This is a genomic window from Nocardia sp. CA-084685 (assembly GCF_050955785.1).
Classification (GTDB): domain Bacteria; phylum Actinomycetota; class Actinomycetes; order Mycobacteriales; family Mycobacteriaceae; genus Nocardia.
Genome location: NZ_CP192094.1, coordinates 5,597,431 through 5,618,794, shown reverse-complemented (window position 1 = coordinate 5,618,794; position 21,364 = coordinate 5,597,431). Strand labels below are relative to the sequence as shown.

The following is a 21,364-nucleotide window of genomic DNA, read 5'->3' as shown; positions in this document are numbered from 1 at the left end:
TCGCATGGAACTGGCCGCCCGCATGGGCGTGCCCGGTTCGGCCACATACATCGGTTCATTCGAGCGCGGTGTCAAGCCGACCCGCGAAATGATTGTGCGCATCCTCGATGCCTTGGATGCACCGGCCGACGTAGCCGAGGCGGTGCTCCGGGAAACGTTCACAGCGGAAATCGACAACCTGCCCGATCCCGCAGATCCGAAATTCCCTCACCCCAACGCTTGGCTCGTGGCCGCGCGTAAGCGTCGGAAAATGTCGCAAAAGGAATTGGCCGCTCACGTCGGCCTGAGCGTGACCCAATGGGCACCAAGAGAACGTGCCTCGAACCCCCGGACCAGGGTGTATCAGATCACTCGGGAACAGGCACAGCGCGCGCTCGAAGCCCTGGCAGCCACGGACGAGGTCGTCAGCGTGTTCATGCGGCGATTCTATCCGGATGCCATATCGGAGACCGCGCCGCCGAACAGCCATCCTCCCGATCTCATCGGCAGTCGTCCGTCGGACGGCGAAACCCCGCTGCCGACCAGGCCTGGCGTCGATGCGGTTGGCGACCCGGGCGAAGCACCGCCGGTCCCTGATTCGACGTCTGTCATGCCCGCCGAACCGGTGCGCGCTCGGCGGCAACCGGCCTTGCGCGCCCTGGACCGCGCGATGCTCTACGACTACATACAGCTGTACGAATTCGGGCGCGCGTCTTTGGGTGATCCGGCACGCACGTCCGAGGTCGCACGACGCAATGAGGAGTTCTTCGACCGATATGCACAGGCACGTGAGCCAGCCGTACACGGCCAGCTGGTGCAGTACCACGCCCTGCTACGCGAGATCAGTGATCTGGCAGACGACCTCGGCCTGAGTGTCACCGAACTCCGCGCGCAGATGACCGTCGAGCTCACCGATCTGGTCGAGGGCAAGCCGCTGGCGATCCGGATGAGACAAGAGGCTCTGTTCGGCCTGCTCGCCGACGGCCGGTTCAAGACACAGTTCGAGGGCACGGTCGGCGGTGGTCGCCAGACCGATGTGGCGCAGATGGAGAACCGGTGGTTCGGCAACCCCGAAGACATGGATCCGCGGCTGCGGCCGGTCTACGGGCACGTGCTCATCGACGGCGAGCGCCCGGCTGGGCTGTCCGACGCCAGCGTTTCGGCGGGGCTGCCCGACCGCCATATCAGGCTGCACACCGAAAAACTGGCGATGTACGGCCGAATCGATCTGGTGTTGAAAGACGATGTCCGCGAACGGGCGACGTTCTGCGTCGGTGATTCGCTCGTCTACTCCGGCTCCGTGTGGGGCGGGAAACCGACACGAACCGTCCCCTCGTCGCTGCTCGACCCGCAGCCGGAATCTTTCGGCGTTACACCGTTGTCCGCAAACGCCACCGTGGAGGATCAACCCCTACGCGGAACGAATCGCGACTACTCCGGCCAACACTTCCGGCGGTATCAGTTCGTCGAATGCCATATCCACGGCGGAATCACCCTCGCCGACATTGATCACATCAACCTTCCCGAACCACCTGATCCGGAGTTGCGCGCAGCACTCGAAAACGCAGGCGTACCGTGGCGCGTCCTCGACAGCCACGCTATTGCCCGCAGCGGTGACACCGAAGCGATCGCGAGAGAAAAGCGGCGACTCGAGGAAGACCTCGCCATGGTCGAGGCCAGGGTCGCCGACATCCGCAGAGAACTCGACGCTACCGAACGACCGGATGCCCCGCGTTTGCTGCGGGAACTGTCCGAACGCGTGCGAGTCGAGCTGCGCAACGCCGATGCGATGCGGACCCGGATCATCGAAATGCTCGCGCCCCTCGACGCCGGTCGCATCGGCAGCAGTCCTGATACCCAATCGGACGGACCGACAAGTTTCATCGGCAACCGTCCCTCGGACAGCTCGCCCGGGCGGTCATCAAAGGTGTTTTCGCCCGCCCGGTCCGTGGCGGACGTTCGTGCGGCGGTAGCACAGGCGCTGAGCGATCGTGACGCCGACGGTGCATCGGCGGAATTTCCGTCGCAATTGCCCGCGATGCCGGTGCACTACGCACGGACAGCGTTACCCGACGGGGCGGACACCGACCGCGGAATCGATCGCGACACGGCCCAGGAGACACCCGACGTGGCGCGAACCCAGGCGATGCGGGGACGTCCGGGAGTCACGATCGAGCTGATGACCTTCGAGGACGGTGTCCAGGTCCTCCGTGAGACCTACGCCTATGCCGACCACGCCATGCGGGAGTGGGCGAAGGCGCTGATCGGCCGGGTCATGGGAGCGCCGATCGCCGAGGTGCGTCTGAGTCCACCCGAATATCATGTCCTCTATCGGGATTACCAGTACGAGGGAGCATCTCGCGATCCCCGTGCGGCCGATATGCTGGGCATCTTCGCGGCCATCACCGGCAAGACGAGCCCGTTCGCCGCCGCCTTCGTCCGCCACGTCGGCGGTCGCAGCGTGTGGCAGGACCATCACCTCGGTCGGCAAGACATCGTCGACATCGGACTGCAGGTGGATCGCCTCGGGGACGAGCTGGAACAGCTGGCATTTCCCGGGTCGCTCTCGCGGACGGTGCTCGATACGCAGATGGCGGCGATGCGCGCGCTGCGCGAACTGGCACGGCACGCCGAGCATCCGCTGCGCATGGCCGGGCTCGACGACGAAACACGGGCCAAGGCTCGGCTGGTCGAAGACTTCGTGCTCGACCACCCTTATCTCGAGCTGGCCGGGTTCGACAGTCCGCACGTCCCGGTGGCGACGGTCGAGGAAATCCTGGGGAAACTGGATGACCTGCTCGGAAGGTACCGGTACGCGCCCGGATTCCAGAAGCTCATGACCGACATTCGCAAACTGCGGATCGACTTCCTTTTCGGACCGCGCGCCGTGGCCAGCGGCGTGCAGGACAAGCACGGTAAGGATGGCGAGGTTTCCACCGTCCGGACGGAATTGACATTCAGTTTGCAGTACGCGGCCGATCGGGATGAGGCTCGCGCTGACAGCGACCGTCGTCTCCAGTACGGAGCACATCCGAGCAGTGGCCAACCGTATGCAGATGACGTCCGCCACGAATTCGCCCACGCGATCGACCAAGCCACCGGGTGGGAACTCAGCCGGAACCTCCTCACCGTGCTGCGCAACGCTCACGCGAAGCTGGTAGAGCACGGCCTGATCGAAAGTTACGCGGAATGGCTCAACCGCCTGCCGTGGCACGCTTTCACCAACTCAGCCAAGACCACACTCAAAGACCGCGAGGCCATCGCCGTCGGATTCGCCGACGCGGACATCAACGGCATTGTCGTCGGCACCCCGCAATGGGTGATCCACGAGTACGTCACGAAACTTCGCCCGCCGGAAGTCTTTTCGGCACAACCCACAACGCACCGGCCGGACGGTCCCGAAGGCTTGATCGGCAGCAGGCCGTCGGATGGCCCGATCGACGGCGCTGGGCGAGCCGACGAAACCGGCACGGACAGCACGGTCGCCCGCCGGAACGCCGGGCTCGCGGATCATCACGACGGACCGGCCGAGCGACGCACTCCTCCTGGCGCGAGGTTCGCAGAGCTGATAGACGATGGTCTCGACGCCGGGGTGGCACGCACCGATTCGTTGCCGGGTCCGCCGGGAGTCAAATGCGAACTGGTGACCTTCGGCAACGGCTACCAGGCCGTCAGGGAGACCTACGATGCCGCGGCCAACGCCACGGTGGAATGGCTGAAATCGTTGATCGGCGGTGCCATGGGCGCACCGGTTGCCGACACATGTCTGCAGCCCGGCAACTACACCGTCCTGTACCGGGAACTCATTCCCGGCCGACCGGCGGATATGGTGCTCCCGCAGTCCACGGCCCGAGCCTACGACTTGGGACTTGTCCACGATGACCTGAACGAACAAGAACGGGAGCTGGCCGCGGCGCTCGGCCCCCTGGACCGCCGGTACCTGGACGCCGCCCCCGGGGATCTACTCGGGCTGTTCGACGCCGTGACCGGGACGAGGCGCAGCACTCGGCACTGGAGTATCGGCCCGGACGGCACTGTGCTGGCAGGGCGGGGCGCAACCACCGCCGAGGATGGCGGACCCAGCCCATTCGCCGCGAAGTTCGTGCAGCGCGTCGATGGCAGGGCGGTGTGGCGAGACCACCACCTCCCGCGGCGAGACATCACCGCCATCCGGGAGCAGGTGTCCTACGTCGGGGAACTGATGGAGGAGCGGCTGGCCGATCTTCCGCAGACGCACCGGAAAATGCTGCACGACACGCACCAGCGGGTGCTGGCAGCGCTGGCCCGGGTCGAGCAGCACGCTGTCCACACTCCGGAGGAGACCTCGCATGTCAGCGGGTTGAGCGCGGACGCGCAGGCCAAGGCACGGTTGGTGGAACAGTTCACCCTCAACCATCCGCACTTTGCGATCGCCGGTTTCGAGCACCCCCTCGTGCCCGTCGAAACCGCGCGGGAAATCTTCCAGACACTGGACGAACTGCTCACGAAGTACCGCTACACGCCAGGCTTCCGCACGGTCATGACCAACATCCGCGGGCTGCGGATCGACTTTCTCGACGATCCGGACATCAACGCCGAGACCGTTCCCGGCGGCAGCGATCGGACCCAGTGGATGACGTTCAACCTGCGCAGGGCCGCCAACCGAGCCCAGGCCATCGAGGCCGACAGCGAAGACAGCGCGACCGGTTATCACCCGTCCAGTGGACGTCCCTACCACGACGATGTCGTCCATGAATTCGCGCACGCGATCGATTACGCCACCGGAGGGCGCCTCAGTGCGAATATCGAAACCGTGCTGCACGACGCCTGGGAAGCGCTGCGGCGGCACCGCCTGATTACCGAACCGTATGACGCGTGGCTTCGGCACCTCCCGGAAGCAGCCTTCACCAGCACGACGAAGGAGACGCTCGTCCCGACGGAAACCGTCGCGGTCGGGTTCATCGACGCGGAGATCAACGGGCCCGTTGTCGGCACCCCGCAATGGGTTGTCCACCACTACGTCACCACCCTGCGGCCGCCGGAGGTTGACTCCAGCCCGGCGGTGTCGCACGACGAGCCGGAAAATCGCGTTACGGACGCCGGTTCCATAGCAGGCCACATCGGCAGCAGGCCGATATCGGATCCGAGTGATCGCTCCGACGAAGACGTCGCCAGGGTTGTCGAGGTGGGGGATCTCACCGATGAGCATGTGCTGCGGCGTGCTCTCGATCCCGAGCAGCTTCTGCTCTCCCAGGACCATGCTGTCGCACTGTCGGATGCGCTGACCGAACGCGATCAGGCAGTCGACCGGATCACCGATCAGGTGCGCGAATTGGAGCACGTGCTTGCGCAATTGGTCGGTGAATCGGGAACGGTAGACATGGTGTCTCTGACCGGTGTCCGCGATGAGCTGAATACATTCTTGAACGAGCGGTTGGCCGCATACGCCGAAACACCAGAGGGACGGCGTGACCAGATGATTGCGACCCTGCGTGAACTCACCGCGCAGCCACGTCTCGACGAGAAAGATATTCGAGTGCTTGCCGAGATAGTCTTGGTCGAGCCCACTAGATTCGCGGGGTTGCTTCCCGGGGCGAAAGAGCGTTATGCCCAGGCGTTGCACACCGCGGCACGGGTTCGGCTTGCGGAGCTGGATGCGCATCGGGTGGAGTCATTCCGAGTCGAGGACGCGATAAGGCGTTTGCAGCGTGGAATCCGGGGGCAGCTCGACCGTGCGGCAGAGGTGCTCGTTGACCACGGTTCGCGCCGGACGGTCCAGCGTTTGCTCGACGACATCGATTCGATGCGGTCCGAGATATCGGCGGCGCGTCGGGATATGAGCGTTGGATGGCACGATATCCCGGATACCGGTCTGGCGCCGTTGCTGTCAGAGATCGCCCGAGGTCTGCGTACCAGAGACGATGTAGTCGAAGCAGTAGCCGCCATTGCCGGGCCCCGGCACATCACGGTGATCGTTGATGACGCACTGCGGATGGTCGAACGGTCCGCGGTAAGCATATTCGCCGAATCCTCGCTGCGCGGGTTCGTGTTTCGGGATCACGACGCAAGGAATGTCAGGGCGTTGACGGACGCCATAGCCCGCGTGCGCACCATGCTGGGCATTCCTGAGACAACCCCCGATCTGTACACCCGAATAGTGGACAAGTCGGCGGAGCACCGATCCGATTTCGGCACCTACGTGGATCAGGCCGACACGTTATACCTGCACTTCACCCCAAACATTCGCGCCATCGCCACAGCGGGCATGATCCGATCCGGCGCACACGACGAGGTCATCAACACAACGGCCGCCCATTCCGTCGGGGTGCATTTCATCAAACCGGGGGACTGGCAGGGGACCGAAAACTTCAATATGTACGTCGGATACGCCGGACTCCGCCGCACACTCGAACCCGGAAACAGCGCTGTACTGCCTGACCCGCTCGGCGCGATCGTCGTGATGCCGCTCGGCGCGATCATGAAGACAACGCCGATACGCAACGAGGCCAAGACGACAGCACCGGACGAGGCTCATCTGGCCAGCGACGCCACGTTCCGTCCATTGGACGGGAATCCCAGATACGCCTACTCCCTCGACGACGCCTACATCATTCCTTGTTACAGCAACCTGCAGGTGTCTCGGGAGGAGCGTCTGATCATCGACCCCGACACTGGGGAACGAAGCGTTCGTCCGGTTGCCGAGCCGATCCGCGAAGCCTTTCGCCGCGCCGGATACGACGAGGCCTGGATCGACCGGCACGTCATCGAGCTGCCGGAACGCATCGCAGCGGACCCCGACACTCGCATGCTCTACGGGGAGTACGACCGTACCCAAAGGCTGATCCGACAGGCACAGGACGAGATCAAGCGGCGGATGGCCGAGGACAGGACGTACACGGATCGACTCGTCGTTCCATTGACCACCGAGCATGGGCGGCAGTTCGAGACCCTCGATATGCACGGCACAACGCGGCAGGGTAACCACGCGACATCCGTTCCTGCCATCGAACGGCTGATTGTCACCGACCGACACGCGCCGGTCAGTGACGCGGAGAAATCGCAGATCAAACGCACCCCGTGGACCCGGAGCGGCCGCCCGGACAGCGCACCCGACCAGCAGGAACAGCGCACTCGACCACCCGGACCGGGCGGTCTCATCGGTAGCCGTCCCGGGGAGCAGTCCGATTCGTTGGACGCCTCGCGGGGCGCGTGGCTGAAGGCGTTGCGGCTCGAACAGGGGATGAAGCAGAAGGACGTTGCGCAAGCCGCAGGCCTGCACAGTCGCGCGCTGTACAACATCGAGAGCGGACGGTCGACGACGCTCCGCACTTTTCACCGGATCTGCCGCGTGCTGGGAGTCGAAGGCGAGGCGTTGACCGAGGCCGTCCGGCGGCTCTATCCGGATGTCGAGGTGGAAACCGATGCGGCCGCGCATGATTCGGTGAGTGGCTGGGTTGCCGCGCACCGCAACATCCGGGGGATGACCCAAGCGGACTTCGCACGTGCGGTCGGTGTGTCGGTGACGCTCCTCAAAGAGATCGAGAACGGCAATCGCCCGCCGCCGAACATTTTCTTCCGGATTGCTCGAGCATTGGGCATGGAACAGCAGGCGATGGCGGAGGCTGCGCGTAGCCTCTATCGGGATCTCGTGCTCGACCTCGATCCGACCGCACACGATCCCGCGTCACCCGGCAACTGGATAATGGCACTACGCCATGACCGGGATATCACGGCGGCCAAGCTGGCGCGCGCGTCGGGCACGTCGGCGGCATACCTCTCCGAAATCGAAAGCGGAGTTTACACTCCGAATTCGATCATTTTCCGGCGACTCTGCCGGGCCGTGGATGTCGCGCCGGAACTCCTCGGCACAGCCACACACCATTTCTATCCGGATCTCGAACTCGATCTCGATCCGACCGCGCACGATCCCGCGTCACCCGGCAGTTGGATCGTGGCTCTGCGTCACGACAGTGATATAACCAGGCTCGAGCTCGCGAAAGCGACCGGTCCGGGCTGGGGTAATCTCGGCGATATCGAGACCGGACAATACATGCCGAGATTCGCGGTTTTCCGGCGAATCTGCGAGGTACTCGGGATCGACGACGAACTGCTGCGGGTGGCAACCCGGCATTTCTATCCGCACATCCTTGACCTCGAGCCAATCGCACAGGGTCTAGGCAGGTGGATCACCGCGCTGCGCCACGACCGGAACCTCAACCACGCCGAACTCGCCCGTGTGACCGGTCTGCCCGTGAAGTACCTGGCACAGGTCGAGACCGAGAACCGGCGGCCGCAGTTCAGCACGTTCCGGCGAATCTGCCGGGCGCTGGGAGTTTCGGGTGGCCTGCTTATCCAGGCGGTGCGGGATTTCTACAGCGATATCACCACCGATATCGATCCCGCTTCACACACTGCGCTGGGGAATTGGATTGTGGCGCTGCGTAACGACCAAGAAATGTCGACAACCGAACTCGCCCGGCAAATACGGATTCCTCGCCGCAGTCTTTCCAGTATCGAAAACAATGACTATCTTCCGCGGCTGGGAAAATTGCGGCAACTGTGTCGAGCGCAGGGTATCGGTGGCGAGTTATTGCTGGAGATCGTCGAGCGATTCTATGCAGATCGATACGAGCGGTCCGGCTATCGAGACGAAGAAGAGCTGTTCAAGCGGTATGTCCTGACTCGGGTGGGTTCACCCGAAGAACAAGCAGTCAAAGACGAGATCAGCAAAAGGTTTGCGTGGGTTCCGAAGGCGGTAGCGCGTCGCATGCATCCGGATATTCGTGAAGAGGCGGAACAGGTTGCTTGGATCGGGATGCTGCTCGCGATCGGCAATCACGTTCCATCTGCGTCGTTCGCTGCTCACGCGTGGGCCAGCTGCCGCGAAGCGGTGAGACGGTACCGTCTCGCGCTCCGATTCCCCGATCTCGATGACCGCACACGGAGGCTCGTGAGCACGGTAAATGCGCAGATCGACAGGATGAAAGCCGCGGGTGCGCCGCTCGAAAACACCGAGATCGCGCGGGAAACGGGATTGGCGGTGCACGATGTCGCGCTGGCTCGGGAGATCCTGCCCCCTCTGCCGCTGGAGGCTCCGATCAGCGGCAACGACGGGTCGCGGCACTCGGTCGTAGCCGATCCGGTGCCTGTAAGGCCCTTCTCCACCGACTTCGAGCGGACGGTCCACGCTGCACTGGAGGACATGGACGATGCCGCCACCGCGGAGCGGCTGGTCATGCTTCATCTGTTCGAGGGCTTGTCCTTGACTCGCACCGCCGAGCGGCTGGGGCTTCCCACCGCTGCCGCGGCGGACGTTCGCGCCGAGGCGGTCGACCGATTGCGCCGTGCGTTCGACGATCGTGAACCGTCCGACGGCACCGCAAGCGAGCAGAACCAGTCGACGCCGTGGAGCACGGCGAGCGAGGAACCGGATCAGCCGCCGATTCCGCCGGTGTCTCGCGGCGATTCCGCGCAAGGCGAGGGCGCGGCCGACCAGCGGGAACAGCGCACTCGACCGCGCGGACCGGGCGGTCTCATCGGCAGTCGGCCCTCATCGGAGCCAGGGGGTGGGGCCGAACTGAGAACGACGGAGGTCGGGCCGTTCGATGCCGGCGAGCTCGGTGCGGTGCTTGCTGAGCACGGCGGGTACGACCGTCCGGAAGGCCATATCGGCAGCCGTCCAACGGATTCCACATCCGAGCCCAGTGACCGGCAGCCCGCCGAAGATTCCACTACGCACTACGAGCCCGCCAGGCCCAATGCAGTTCACGCCACGCGAGAAGAACTCGCCCACTGGGCAACTCAGCTGTCCGACGACGGCCTGCGAACCTTCCTCACCCGGGCCCAGACCGAGACTTCGGCACACATCGCGGACCTGCACCGCGGACAACCACCCGCGCTCGAAGCAGCCATTGCAGCGGCACGAGTGCAGACCGCATTGGTGATCGAACAGTTGAACCGCAGCGCCGCAGGCGGTTCTGGATCTTTGCTCGCCGCGGCCGATGCCGCCAGCAATGTATTCGAGATAATCGGAGCGCTTCGCGTAGGCGACACGCCGTCGGCTTCCTACAGAGACAGTCTCGATATCCTGAGCCGATTCCCGGAGCGACTGCGCGCAGTCGCCGAACTCGGCGCGGCGCGTTTCCTCGATGGGTCCAATTGGGTAAGACTGGCCGACGCATACCTCGTCGAGGGGCGCGACAACGACTGGGATCAAGAGGTGATCCAGTCGCTGCGCTCGCTACCGGTACAAGCAGCGGAATTCGCTGCGGCACTTAGCAGCTCGGACCGGGCCTTCGGCGACGTTGCCAGCCGATATATTCCGAACGCCTACCGGGCGGCGATGTACTACCTGACCCGCAGCCACGACACCGACCAGGCGATCGACCGGCTTCGCGAACTGGACCACGCGGTCGCGGCGGCGGTAGATCGGCTGGGGTCGACTCGGGCAGCCACCCAGGCAGGGCTGTCACTGCTTCAGCTGCGCCTGGACATCCACGCGGCAATCGCGTCCGCTGACGGGGCGATCGCTCCCGCTCTGCGATCCAGCGCCCTGCAGGGTCTCGATCACAATCCGCTGCTACCGCGGGCAATCGAACAAATAGCACTCGACCTCGGCACCCTCGCCCAGCACGGCTCCGAAACTCCGAGATCGATCCGACCGACCTACACCGCTCGCCCGATTGCTGCCCAGGAATTGATCGGAGCCTACGACGAAGAAACTTTGCCCAATCTCGGAGCCCAGGCTTTTGCTGTGCAAGACGGAAATTTCATCATATCGACTGGCCGGTCGTCAGAGCCGCTGCGGACTGGATCAGATGGTATTTCCTTTGTGATGGATCAGTGGGGGCGTTTGCTAGCCGCGGTCACCCACGATTCCCTGCTCCACCTGATGTTGGTTATGGGAGACAAACTGTCCGGCTGGGGCGTTTTGTTCACCGACGATGACGGACGGCTGGCCGATCCGCTACGTCCCTATCGAGTGGACGAAATTTTCGACCCCATGGGGACCGCGCAACTGCGTGACGCGCTGACACGTGGCGGGCTCCGTCTTGATGACACCACCTTCGACAACGCGAGCCAAGGCAAACTGTGGCACCTCGATTCGACACCGGTGTCGGCGCTGTTCACCATGAAGCCGCTCGGCGTCCTAGGAAGCATCGAGTCGATGTTCGCTGTCTACGACGATGGCTTCTGGCTAAAGCCTGTTCGCGGCGGAACAACACGCAGCGCCGACGAGGTTCGGGTACCGCTGGTCCTCGGTCCCCTTCGTCACGAACCAGGCAATATCGAGGTTGCCGTATACCGGCAGGGCGACCGCGCGATCGTCCAATATCGTGACCCCGACCCCGGTCTCGAACCCGATCGGGTCGCCCCCGTATTCGCCGAGTTCCATCAGCGCATGAACCGATGGGTGGCTGAATCCGACGGTGCCGAATGGCACCCCGACACCGCCCAGGCAGTTCACACCTTCGAACAACACCTCGAACGATCAGCTCCCGAGCGAGACCAGCACGACGGCTACATCGGCAGCCGTCCAACGGATTCCGCGCCTGGTTCGAACGATCCGACTCGGTATTCATCCGCGGTGTTCGCACCGGATACACCCGCGCCGCAGGTACGTACTTCACTAGCGGAGTCGCTGACTTCTCTCGGAGTGGTCACCACTTCGGTCGGGCTGCCCACCGAACTGCTCGATGTCGCTGCGTCGCTGGTGAACTACGGTCTAGCAGCCGCGGGTGGCGACAGCGTCGAAGTTTCTATGTCGAGCAGAGACAACGACGACGGCTTCACGGTCGGCGGAATGCTGTCCGGAACAACCATCGTCCGTGCCCGTAGAGCTCTGGAGTCGGAGCTGTTGGGCAAGGGGTTCGGCACGTTCGAGTGGCGGGGGCGGACAGGTGAAACGGATTCTTGGTCGGTTCGACTGTGGGTAGATCGAAACAGCATCGGCCACGTCGACGCCGCGCAGTTGGCCGGGCTGGCAATGGGTTTCGATGCAGATCAAGTGAGTTCGGCGGTGTCCACTGCGGTCGGGCGGGCAACACGCCGCTGGGGTGGCCTGAAAAGGACCGGCACGCTGGCAGTCGAGGTGCACGATGGGCAGCTTCGGGTGCGAATGCTGGGGGTCGAACTGCCTGACGGTGTCGCTTACGACGCCCCCACGTTGTTCGACGAGACCATCACGCCGCCCGGCCCGAACCGGCCCCTCGGGTTCATCGGCAGTCGGCCGCCGGAGTCTGCCGAGGAGGACGGCCGTTTCGCTGAATTGGCGCGCAACCGCGCGGACGCCGCAGCGGAATTACGCGCGGCGGCACGGCAATTCGGCGAACAGCCACCCGCCCGCGGTGCGGAGGCCGCGGCCATCGAAGCATGGCGGCACGGCCAGAAAGCCTCGGCCGCGACGATTGCCGCGCTGACCGGGACCAATCCCAGCTTGGTGACGACACAGATAAGCGAAGTGCTCAACCTGCTGCACAGGCGGTTGACCGCGCTCACCCAGCCCGAATGGGACCGACTGCTCAGCACTGCCGGACAGCAGCTGTTGACAGCACTCGGTCCCTGGATCGGTCGCAGTCTCCAGCTGGAAGACGATCTCCAACGTGCCACGACACTGGCACTCGAAGGAACACCGGACAACGCACTCAACAACTCGAATGCCGAAAGGCGCACACAGCGATCACGAGATCTCGACGACATGCTCGGTCGCTCTGCCATCAGCGGCGACATAGCGGCGGACGCGGATCTGGATCTACCGCAGGCACTCGAACGCCTCGCCGCCTCGACGGCGCAAACCCCCACCGGTCGCCTCCTGAACGCGCTGCTCGATCATCTGCGGTTCGCCCGGCTGATCCAACTGGCCACCACTTGGATGGAACTCGACGGATACATCACCAAGAACTTCGGCCTATTCGAGACACCGGGACAGTCAGGGGATTCGGCTCCGGAGGAAGATCGCCCATCTGGGTCCATCGGGAACCGCCCGCCGGATCAGCTGACTTTCACCAGACCGGCAGATGAACAAGGGACGCGTGGCTTCATCGGCACCAGGCCGTCAGAAGGGCCCGAACAGCACGAACCTGCGCAGAAAGATCGTCAGTCGACGCCGTGGTCACGCTCGCACAATCGGGCCAGAGCGTCCGACCCGGCTGATTCCACCCATCGCCCCGAGCCGTCGGGTGCCACTCCGTGGTCCCGGCCGACCGACAGCACCGCTTCGGCCACAAATCTCGCCTCGGTCGAGCGCGGCGTGAAAGTGCCCTTTCCTGGCTTACCCGATCCGGCCGATCCCAAATTCCCGCACCCCAACATGTGGATCGCGGCCGCGCGCAAGCGCAGGAAGATTTCTCAGAAGGACTTGGCCGTCCACGTCGGTCTGAGCCTGACCCAATGGGCGGTGAAAGAACGCGCAACGAACCCACGCACCAAGGAGTTTCAGGTCACCCTGGAGCAAGCACAGCGTGCGCTCGAGGCGCTGGCCGTACCGGCAGATATCGCTACCGCGTTCCTGCAACGGTTCTATCCAGACGCGGCAGCGGAGCCCGGCGCCGATGATCCGGGCCCCGCACGACCGTCTGGTTTCATAGGCCGTCGGCCACCGTCCGACGAATCCTCAGGTCCCCGAACCGAGCATGAGGTGGTCCCGGCCAGCACGGTGGAGTCACCTGCGGTACCCGCATCGCGCCGCGTCGTGGAGTCATTGCTCGGGTATTTCACCCGCAGAGACACGATCTACTGGTGTCAGCTGGAGCCGGACAGCCTCTTCGCCGACTGGGTCTGGTCGAGTGATGAACAGCTTCCCGCCCTGGTGCCGGGCATGGCGATCAGCTGCATCGACATGGTGGGGTACGCCGCCGTCGCCGCCGGTGCGCTCGGCCGCGAGCAGCTCCGCCCGATCTACAATTGGAACGACCCCGACGATTTCCACCGGCGCTGGCGGCACGAACTGCCTGACCTCGTCGTTCCGGCTGGACGGCAACTCCTCTCCGACGGTGACACGGGGGCACGTCCAGAGCACGGTGACGTGGTGATGTGGTTCGGCACGACTGAGCCGGGTGGACAAGAGCAGCTGATGCATGTTGCGGTGGCGGACGGTAAGGCCGATCGCGGGACTGATTCCCCCGCCGTGCTTTCATTCGCCGCCAATTGCTCTTGGCTGCTGTCCCAGCCGCGCCGCGGCGGGACCAAATTGAGCGGGGTCGAACTCACGACAATCGCGGAAATCAACAAAACAATGGCGAACTGGTCGCACACGGTACGCGTCGAGTTCGGACCCGGGCCGTGGACGCAGCCATCGGCGATCGGTGGCGAGCTCCGAGTGCCAACCAGCCGGAAATCGCAAATCTTGCGGCCGTTCAACAAGAAGAATTGGCGCCGTGAGTTCCCGGGCGTGGCTGAATGGGTGCAGCGGCGACCCGACACGCAGCGATTGATCGCCGCGTTCGACGAGTGGGAGCGGGCCGAGGGTAGTGCGGGTGCGCCGACGCGACTGGTCGAGATGGTCGATGCCGCCGTGTCGAGTGCGCGGATCGAGGAGGCGCTGCGATCGCGCGGCGCGCTGCCGATCGACGGACACCCACAGGTGGCGGTACAGGTGGACCGGGGCGGCAATCCGACCGGCCTGAGTGTCGCGAGCATGGGCGGGCACGGCCGTGTCCTGCGCAAACTGTTCTCCGAACGCCCGGACCTACTGGGCACGATTCCGCGCCACGGCGGCCGCCTGCGGATCGTCTACGACGACGTAGAGGTGCGGATCGACGGGGAGGTGCGCGTCGCGCATCTGCAGCCCGACGATGCCGACCCGAGCCGCAAGAACATTCCGGGCCGACTGCTCGACGAGTACTTGCGTCTGTGCAGTGCGGGAGCGCTCGACAAGCCGGGGACCAAGCCCGGGAGAACACCGAAGCGGCCGACCTTCGAGCAGTGGATCCGGGGGCTCCCGCCGAGCGTGTTCAAGGGCTCCGGCGACTCCTTCTACACGATGACGACCCACGGCCACATCCTGACCGACCGTGCTGTCGAGGAGGCGTGCAGGCCGCCGCGGACGAGTGAATCCGACGAGCCGCACAGTGCGTTGGCGGCCCTGCGTCGGGTCGTCCTGCAAGCTCCCGACGATGTCGACCACCCCGCGCCGATACTGGAACAGCCCGCACCGTTGACGGAACGTTCCAGCGAAGTACTCGACCTCGGTGTCATGTCGGCGCGTGTGACGGTGGGGAAAGACTCATCGGGCACGTGGCGTGTGCTGGTGCCGTCCTACTCCGGCTTCTACCCGGGTGACGTGCTCGCACACTGGTGTCGGCAATTGCATGCCGGTCATCGTCGCCGGTTGCTGAACCTCATCCGGAGGCGGCTGAACGGCCGAGTGATCGCCGAACCCGCGACCAGCACTGTCGGACCCCGCGGCTACATCGGCAGCCGCCCGACAGACCCCTCCGATTCCGCGCCGCAGGCGCTGACATCACAGGAGAGATCGGCGCTGCGCGCCGAGCTCGCCGCACTGCTACCGCTGCATCGGGACGAGGGGCAGCCGGTGCCGATGCGCGGGGGACCGGGCACGGTACTGGAGCGGCTGCTGACCGAGGAATTCGGTGCCGACCCGCTACGGCCGGGCAGCTACGAGGCCGTAACGGAAGCCATCGCCGACATGGTGGCGACCGCATTCGGTGAACAGCCGAGACCCGCCCGCCGCAACCTGGTGGCGGCCATTCACGGCATACTCGGCGACCGGGCCCTGTCCGACGACGCCAGTGCCATGCGCCGACACATCGCCGATCTCATGCGGCACGGAGCGCAAACGGCCGCTTCAGGCGACCATCCTCCCGCTGGCGCCGAACCCGTTGGTGGGCAATCGATTCCCCGATCCGATGCCGAACCGGCCGAGCCCGGTCCCTCCGGGCCGGAGCACCGCGTGCCGGGCGACTCGACCCCGGAGCCCGACCAGTCTGCCGATGCGCCGATCGATTGGCTGCCATCGGCGCAGGTGCCGCGCACCGTCGTGTCGCTGATTCGCGAGCTGTCGAAGAAGGGCATGACGCAAGTGCTCGCGGAGCCGACGCGGGCACGGGCAATCATCGCCGAGGTCGGCAGTCGGTTCGCGGAGGCGAATCTCCCGGTGCGCGTCGGTGGTGCTACGCGTCGGCTTGCGGAGTTGTTCCCACCGGATCAGCTTGCGTACCTGCGGTATTCGCTCGAGCGGTCGATCGCGTCGGGATGCCTGCAGTACAAGCTGACCGAAACGGCGCTACAGCAGATGATGAGTCATCCGGAACGTGTGACGGCAGCATTACAGTCGGGATATTCGGAGGTCGAGCCGGGATATTTCGCATCGTGGCTCGATGATGACTACGTCATGCACGGCCGCGACGGCTATCCACGCGACAGCGGTCGGCACGCATTCATGCAAGCAGCGGTCGAGCATCTCACCGCGGTCTGGGATCTGGTGGACGGGCCGGTATGGCAGGAACTCGCGGACATCAAGGACGAATGCTCCCGCGACCGGGCTCCGATCCTGGAGGCGATCCCGCCGCACCGGCGAGCCGAGTTCGGCCTCCCCGCCCATTCGGTCGACGAATTCGCCGTACCCGGCGACAAGACGGTGCTCAGCGCCGCGACCAATATGGGCAGCATCCAGATCGTGTTGCGCGGTTATCTCGAGAGCCTCGTCGCGCACGCGGACGTGATCGAGGGCTGGCCGTGGGCGAGCATTCAGCACAGCATCCTGGAATTCGCCAGCCGCCTGAGTGTAATGGCCGGTGTCACCTTCGCCACACTGGGCGACTTCACCGAGCCGCGCGACCCGCCGCGGTTCGCCTTCGCATTCGACACCGCTAACAAGACGATCACGTCGGTCGCGATCACCGGAACGGCGAAACAGGCTCGCGCGGCCGATCGCGGGGGCGTGTGCCCGGGGTTCGTCACGTTCGATCCGGCCGGAGCAGCCGAGGCGTCGATTGATCAGCTCCGGCAGTCATTGGCGGAATTCGACATCGAGGCGTACCGCCAGACGTCGGGCTCGAAGATAGCCGTGATGGTCGGTGGGTTCCTGCTACCGCTGCTCGGACGCGATTACCCGCAACTTCGACTCACCGGACCGACCCTCACCGACCGCATGTCCGGCCGCTCCAGCGATCTGGACCGAGCGGTGCCGCGGCCGACCGGCCACTCGCCCGGACAGCCGGGAGACAACCGACGGGAACACCTTCTGACGCAGATCATCGCCGTCGCGGCCGACCGGGGATACGGTGCGATGTCGCTGGATCTCGTCCTGGAGCGCGCCCGGCTGACGCGCCGGATGTACTTCCAGATGTATCCCGGTAAGCAGAGCGGCTTCGAGGCCGCCTGTGCGGCGGCGATCGACCGCGTGCGGACCGCCTGTGCCGCGGCGATGCCGGAGCCGCACGGCAGGGTACGGTCGCGGCTGGAGACCGCCACGCGCGCCTACCTCACCGCCTTGGCCGAGCATCCGGACGCGGCCTGTGTTCTGCACCGAGACCTGCTCGCTCCCGGTCCCGGCGCACGCCCGCTGCACGACCGGCACCGGTCCATGCTCGCCGAGCACTTCGACAGGGCGCTCGGTTCCATCGACACACATACCGCCCGCGTGCTTGCCTCCGCGGTCACCGGCATCATCACCGATCGGATCCGGGCCGCAGGTGCCGAACGACAGGCGATCGCGAACCTCCCGAACCTCGCCCCGGCGATCACGGCATTAGCCCAAGCCCTCCTCCGGCCCGGCGGCGAAATGATCGAGCCGTTCCCGTCCGACGGGCGAGGAAACACCAGGCCTGATGGATTCATCGGCAGTCGGCCCGGTGGCGGTGACGAGCCAGCCGATCCGGTGCGGGCGCAGGGGCCGGAAGGTGCCGGAACCGGTGCTCACCTTCAGCTGATCGGCCCGGTCGATGCCCGTGCTGGGCTGCCCGATTACACCCCGCCCGATGCGGACCTGCGTATGCGGGCCGAGCGGGTTCTGCGTGAGCAGCGGGGGTCCGGGGCGAGCCCGGAGGACCTGGTGTATCGATGGCGGCGGCGGCGACCGGCCGGGAACCGCGCGGTCGCCGTCGAGGAACGTGCGGCGCACGCCGCCGAGAACGCGCGGCTCGCGCGAGGTCTGAGCGCGGACGAGCTGCGGGCGCTGGTGCTGGTGTGGCCGGAATTCGTCGGCAAAGCGGGGGGATTCCCGCGAGACGTGCGCGACCAGGCCAATCGGTGGGCGTTCGCGAAAGCGAGGGCCGCGGTCGAGGACGCGGCGCGGCCGACCGCACGGGAGCGGGCGCTGCGGGAGTATCTGCTGAATGTCGAGGACTTGTTGATCCGGGCCCGCCAGCGGGCCGCGACGGTCGCGACTCCCGGAGTACCGATACCGACCGTGCTGCTCGAGCAGTTCGACGCGGACCGACCGACCGCTGGCTCGATCATCATCTCGATCGGCAGCACCGATCCCCTGTCGGAGGCGTGGCATGTGGACGGCACCGCTGGCGATCTGCGCCGCCTGGATCAGCGAATGCAGTTGGCGTGCAATCACTATGAGGCGGCCGTACGGGAAAACCCGGATCGCCCGGTCCGGGTCGTGGTGTGGTCCGGTACTGATGGCCACCGGTTGGCCGGGGATATGGCGGCGCTGTCCGCCGACATGCACACCGGCGCAGCGTCGCATCCGGCGGTTCGGCCGCAACGGCAGCTGGTCGTGCACGGTAACGGCGGTCGGTCTGCGAAGAAGGCACTGTCACACGAGTCGGCCGCGCATTCGGTCGACACAGTGGTGGTCTGTGGCCAGTCGAATCTCGCGACGATGCGTGACGCACTGGCGGATATCGCACCATCCACCAACGTGTACTACGGGATCGCATCGCGGGCGAGTAGCCCCGCGAAAGCCCTGGATTTGCCAGGCGTGCAGTTCGCGTGTCCGTTTCCGACCGGTGATGCGGGCACTACCAATTCCGTGCTGAAGGATATGCGCGATAAGGCGCAGCGATACGAGAAGGAGCCGTTCGAGGCGGGCAAGCCGATCGATGACGAATTCCTCCTCTATATCGACGATCGCACCAAGGCGGCCACCGAGTCGCTGAACAATATGAGCCGCATTCTGGCCGGTCGCCCGGATCTGGTCGCGCGCCATGATGACGCGCAGGAGGCGTGGGTGCGCTTCACCGACTGCATCGAACGCAACGTCGACGCGCAGGTCGACTCGGTCTACGGTGCTATCCTTCCGCGCGATCCCGACACCGGCGTGCCCACCTTGGTCGAGACCGCCGGAGACGGTGCGCTGGCCCGAAGTGCGATCGACAAGCGCGGCGGCCGGGAGGCGGGGCCCGATGTCCTACTGCATCGAGGTCTGCCGGACGATTTCAGCAGAGCCGGTCGGCTTGCGGTCGACAACAAACGGTGGTGGGACGCACTGCGTCGCGACGAGCAGCGCGCGGTCGTGGCGCGGTACCCGGAAATCGGCGCTGCTCCGGGCATTCCGTCGGAGGTAGCGAACTACGCGAACGATTATCGGCGGTATGCCACTGCCGCCGCTATCCTTGCGAAAGGTGTCAGGAAAGCCGGGCGGACGGGGCGCCAGGTATTCAGGAATCTCTACGCCGTCGACGAGGCACTCATCCGCTCGGTAACGGTGCACCGCGACATCCCCACGCCGATCGTGTCAACGATGGCATTGGACCCAGAGGCATTCGGCGGCAACGGATCCGGCACATTCGTCATCGGCAACTGCCGACTCGAGGATGCCGAACACGTGGTCTGGTACGTGGATGGCGTCAACACGCGGCTGCAGTCGGCGACGGCCCGGCTGGGGAGTGCGCGGAATCTGTACGAGGAGTTGGTGCGGGCGGATCGTGCGAGCAAGGTCGCGGTGGTGTGCTGGATCGGCTACGAAGCCCCTGCCAACTACAAGGAAGCGTGGGCTGCCAGACCCGAACTCGCCGAGGCCGGTGGCCGACTGTTCGCGCGGGACGTGCTGGCCTTGCGCGCGGTGAGCAATGCGAGATTTTCCGTGCTCGGTTACAGCTACGGCACCCCGGTCGTATCCGACGCGACCGTGGGCGGGCGACTGAATGGCGTGTTCGGCAACCGCGCGATCGTGGGGTCGCCCGAGCGTGGCCGTCGCTACGACAGCGCGACCGATGCCAGTTGCCGCCACACCTGGGTGCTGGCGCAATCCGACGATACGGTGACCGGTTTGGGTGGCGTTTCACCGGACGCGCGTGGCCGGTTGCTCGGTGACGGGCCGCTGGGGCTGGGGACCGATCCAGCGACCGACACCAACGCGACCCGAGTGCGTGCCGAACGCGGTTTCCCGAACTCACTGGCTCCCTTCGACGGGCATGGCGAGTACCTGCAGTATTCATTGGTAGGCGCCGCGCAGCCCCCGGAGTCGTTGCGCTACGCCGCGTGGTGTCTTGCCGGGCGTGGTGCCGAGGTGCCTACCGAGCAGCATCGGCCCACCGTCGACAACCCGACCGCGATGCATCGCATTCGCGCGGCTGTGGTCGACGCCGCCCGTGATCGCCGTGCGCCGCAATTGGACGCCGCACTCGACCGGCCCGCCGGGCGCGCGGCGACCGATCCGTTCGGTGCACGACGGACGGATCCGGTCGAGGCTGGTATGGCGGCAGCGGACGCTTCCGATACGGCCAGCGTGGGACCCAGGATCGCAATCCAGCTCGGCGCAGGGGGGTTGGCAGATGACGGGCGGGCGTTGATCGACGCGCTCGCACTGGGCGTGCATGTGGTCGTCGCGCAGGTGGGCCGGGCCGCCGCCGACATGGCCGCCCTCGACGCCGTATGCCGGTCGGCGCCCTTCGCGGATGCGGCGCTGGCGGTGGAGGTGCCCGCGGGCCCCGCCTGGTCCGATGCGGAGGTCCGCACGCGGGTGCGAGAGATCGCGGCCGCGCTGGAGCGGCACGGTGTGCGAGGTGAGCTGCAAGCGGTCGACCTGCGGGTATTGGCCGCAGCCGCGGAGGTGGCACCGGATTGTCGGCGCGTGGCGATGATCAACTCGCTGACGGTGGCCGCCAGAGGGATGCGCGCCGCCGCGGGTTGGATGGCTCGGGCGGTGCTGCCGGGTGCCACTGACATCGACGCCATCATCGAGGAGGTGCGCGGTGCCGGGGCCAGCGGTATCGCGGTCCCGTATCCGCTGCTGTCCGAGAGCTTCGTGCGGCAGGCCGACGCGGCAGACATGCGTCTGGCCGCATCGGGCGTGGCCGGTTCCGGCAGGATGCGTGCGGTGATCGCGCTTGGCGTCGGCGAGATATGGGCGAGGAGCAGCGAGCATCTCGCACTCCTGCGCGCGGAGGTCGCCGAAAGCGGGTTCCGGATACCCGAAGCGTTCTCGCGCTCGACGCCACCGCCGGATGGCCCACCGAGAGCCACGCCGTGGTCCGGGTTCCCGGGCCGATGA

The 21,364-nt window shown here is 65.7% G+C and carries 1 protein-coding gene (cut by a window edge); it reads left to right on the top strand.

What is annotated here, in order from left to right; all coding sequences use genetic code 11:
* A protein-coding gene (locus ACQP2U_RS25040; RefSeq protein WP_433709730.1) for a helix-turn-helix domain-containing protein crosses the window boundary here: on the top strand, nt 1–21,364 show its 3' portion. It extends 7,781 nt beyond the left edge of the window; the window shows 21,364 of its 29,145 coding nt (coding positions 7,782–29,145); its start codon lies beyond the left edge, outside the window; its stop codon occupies nt 21,362–21,364.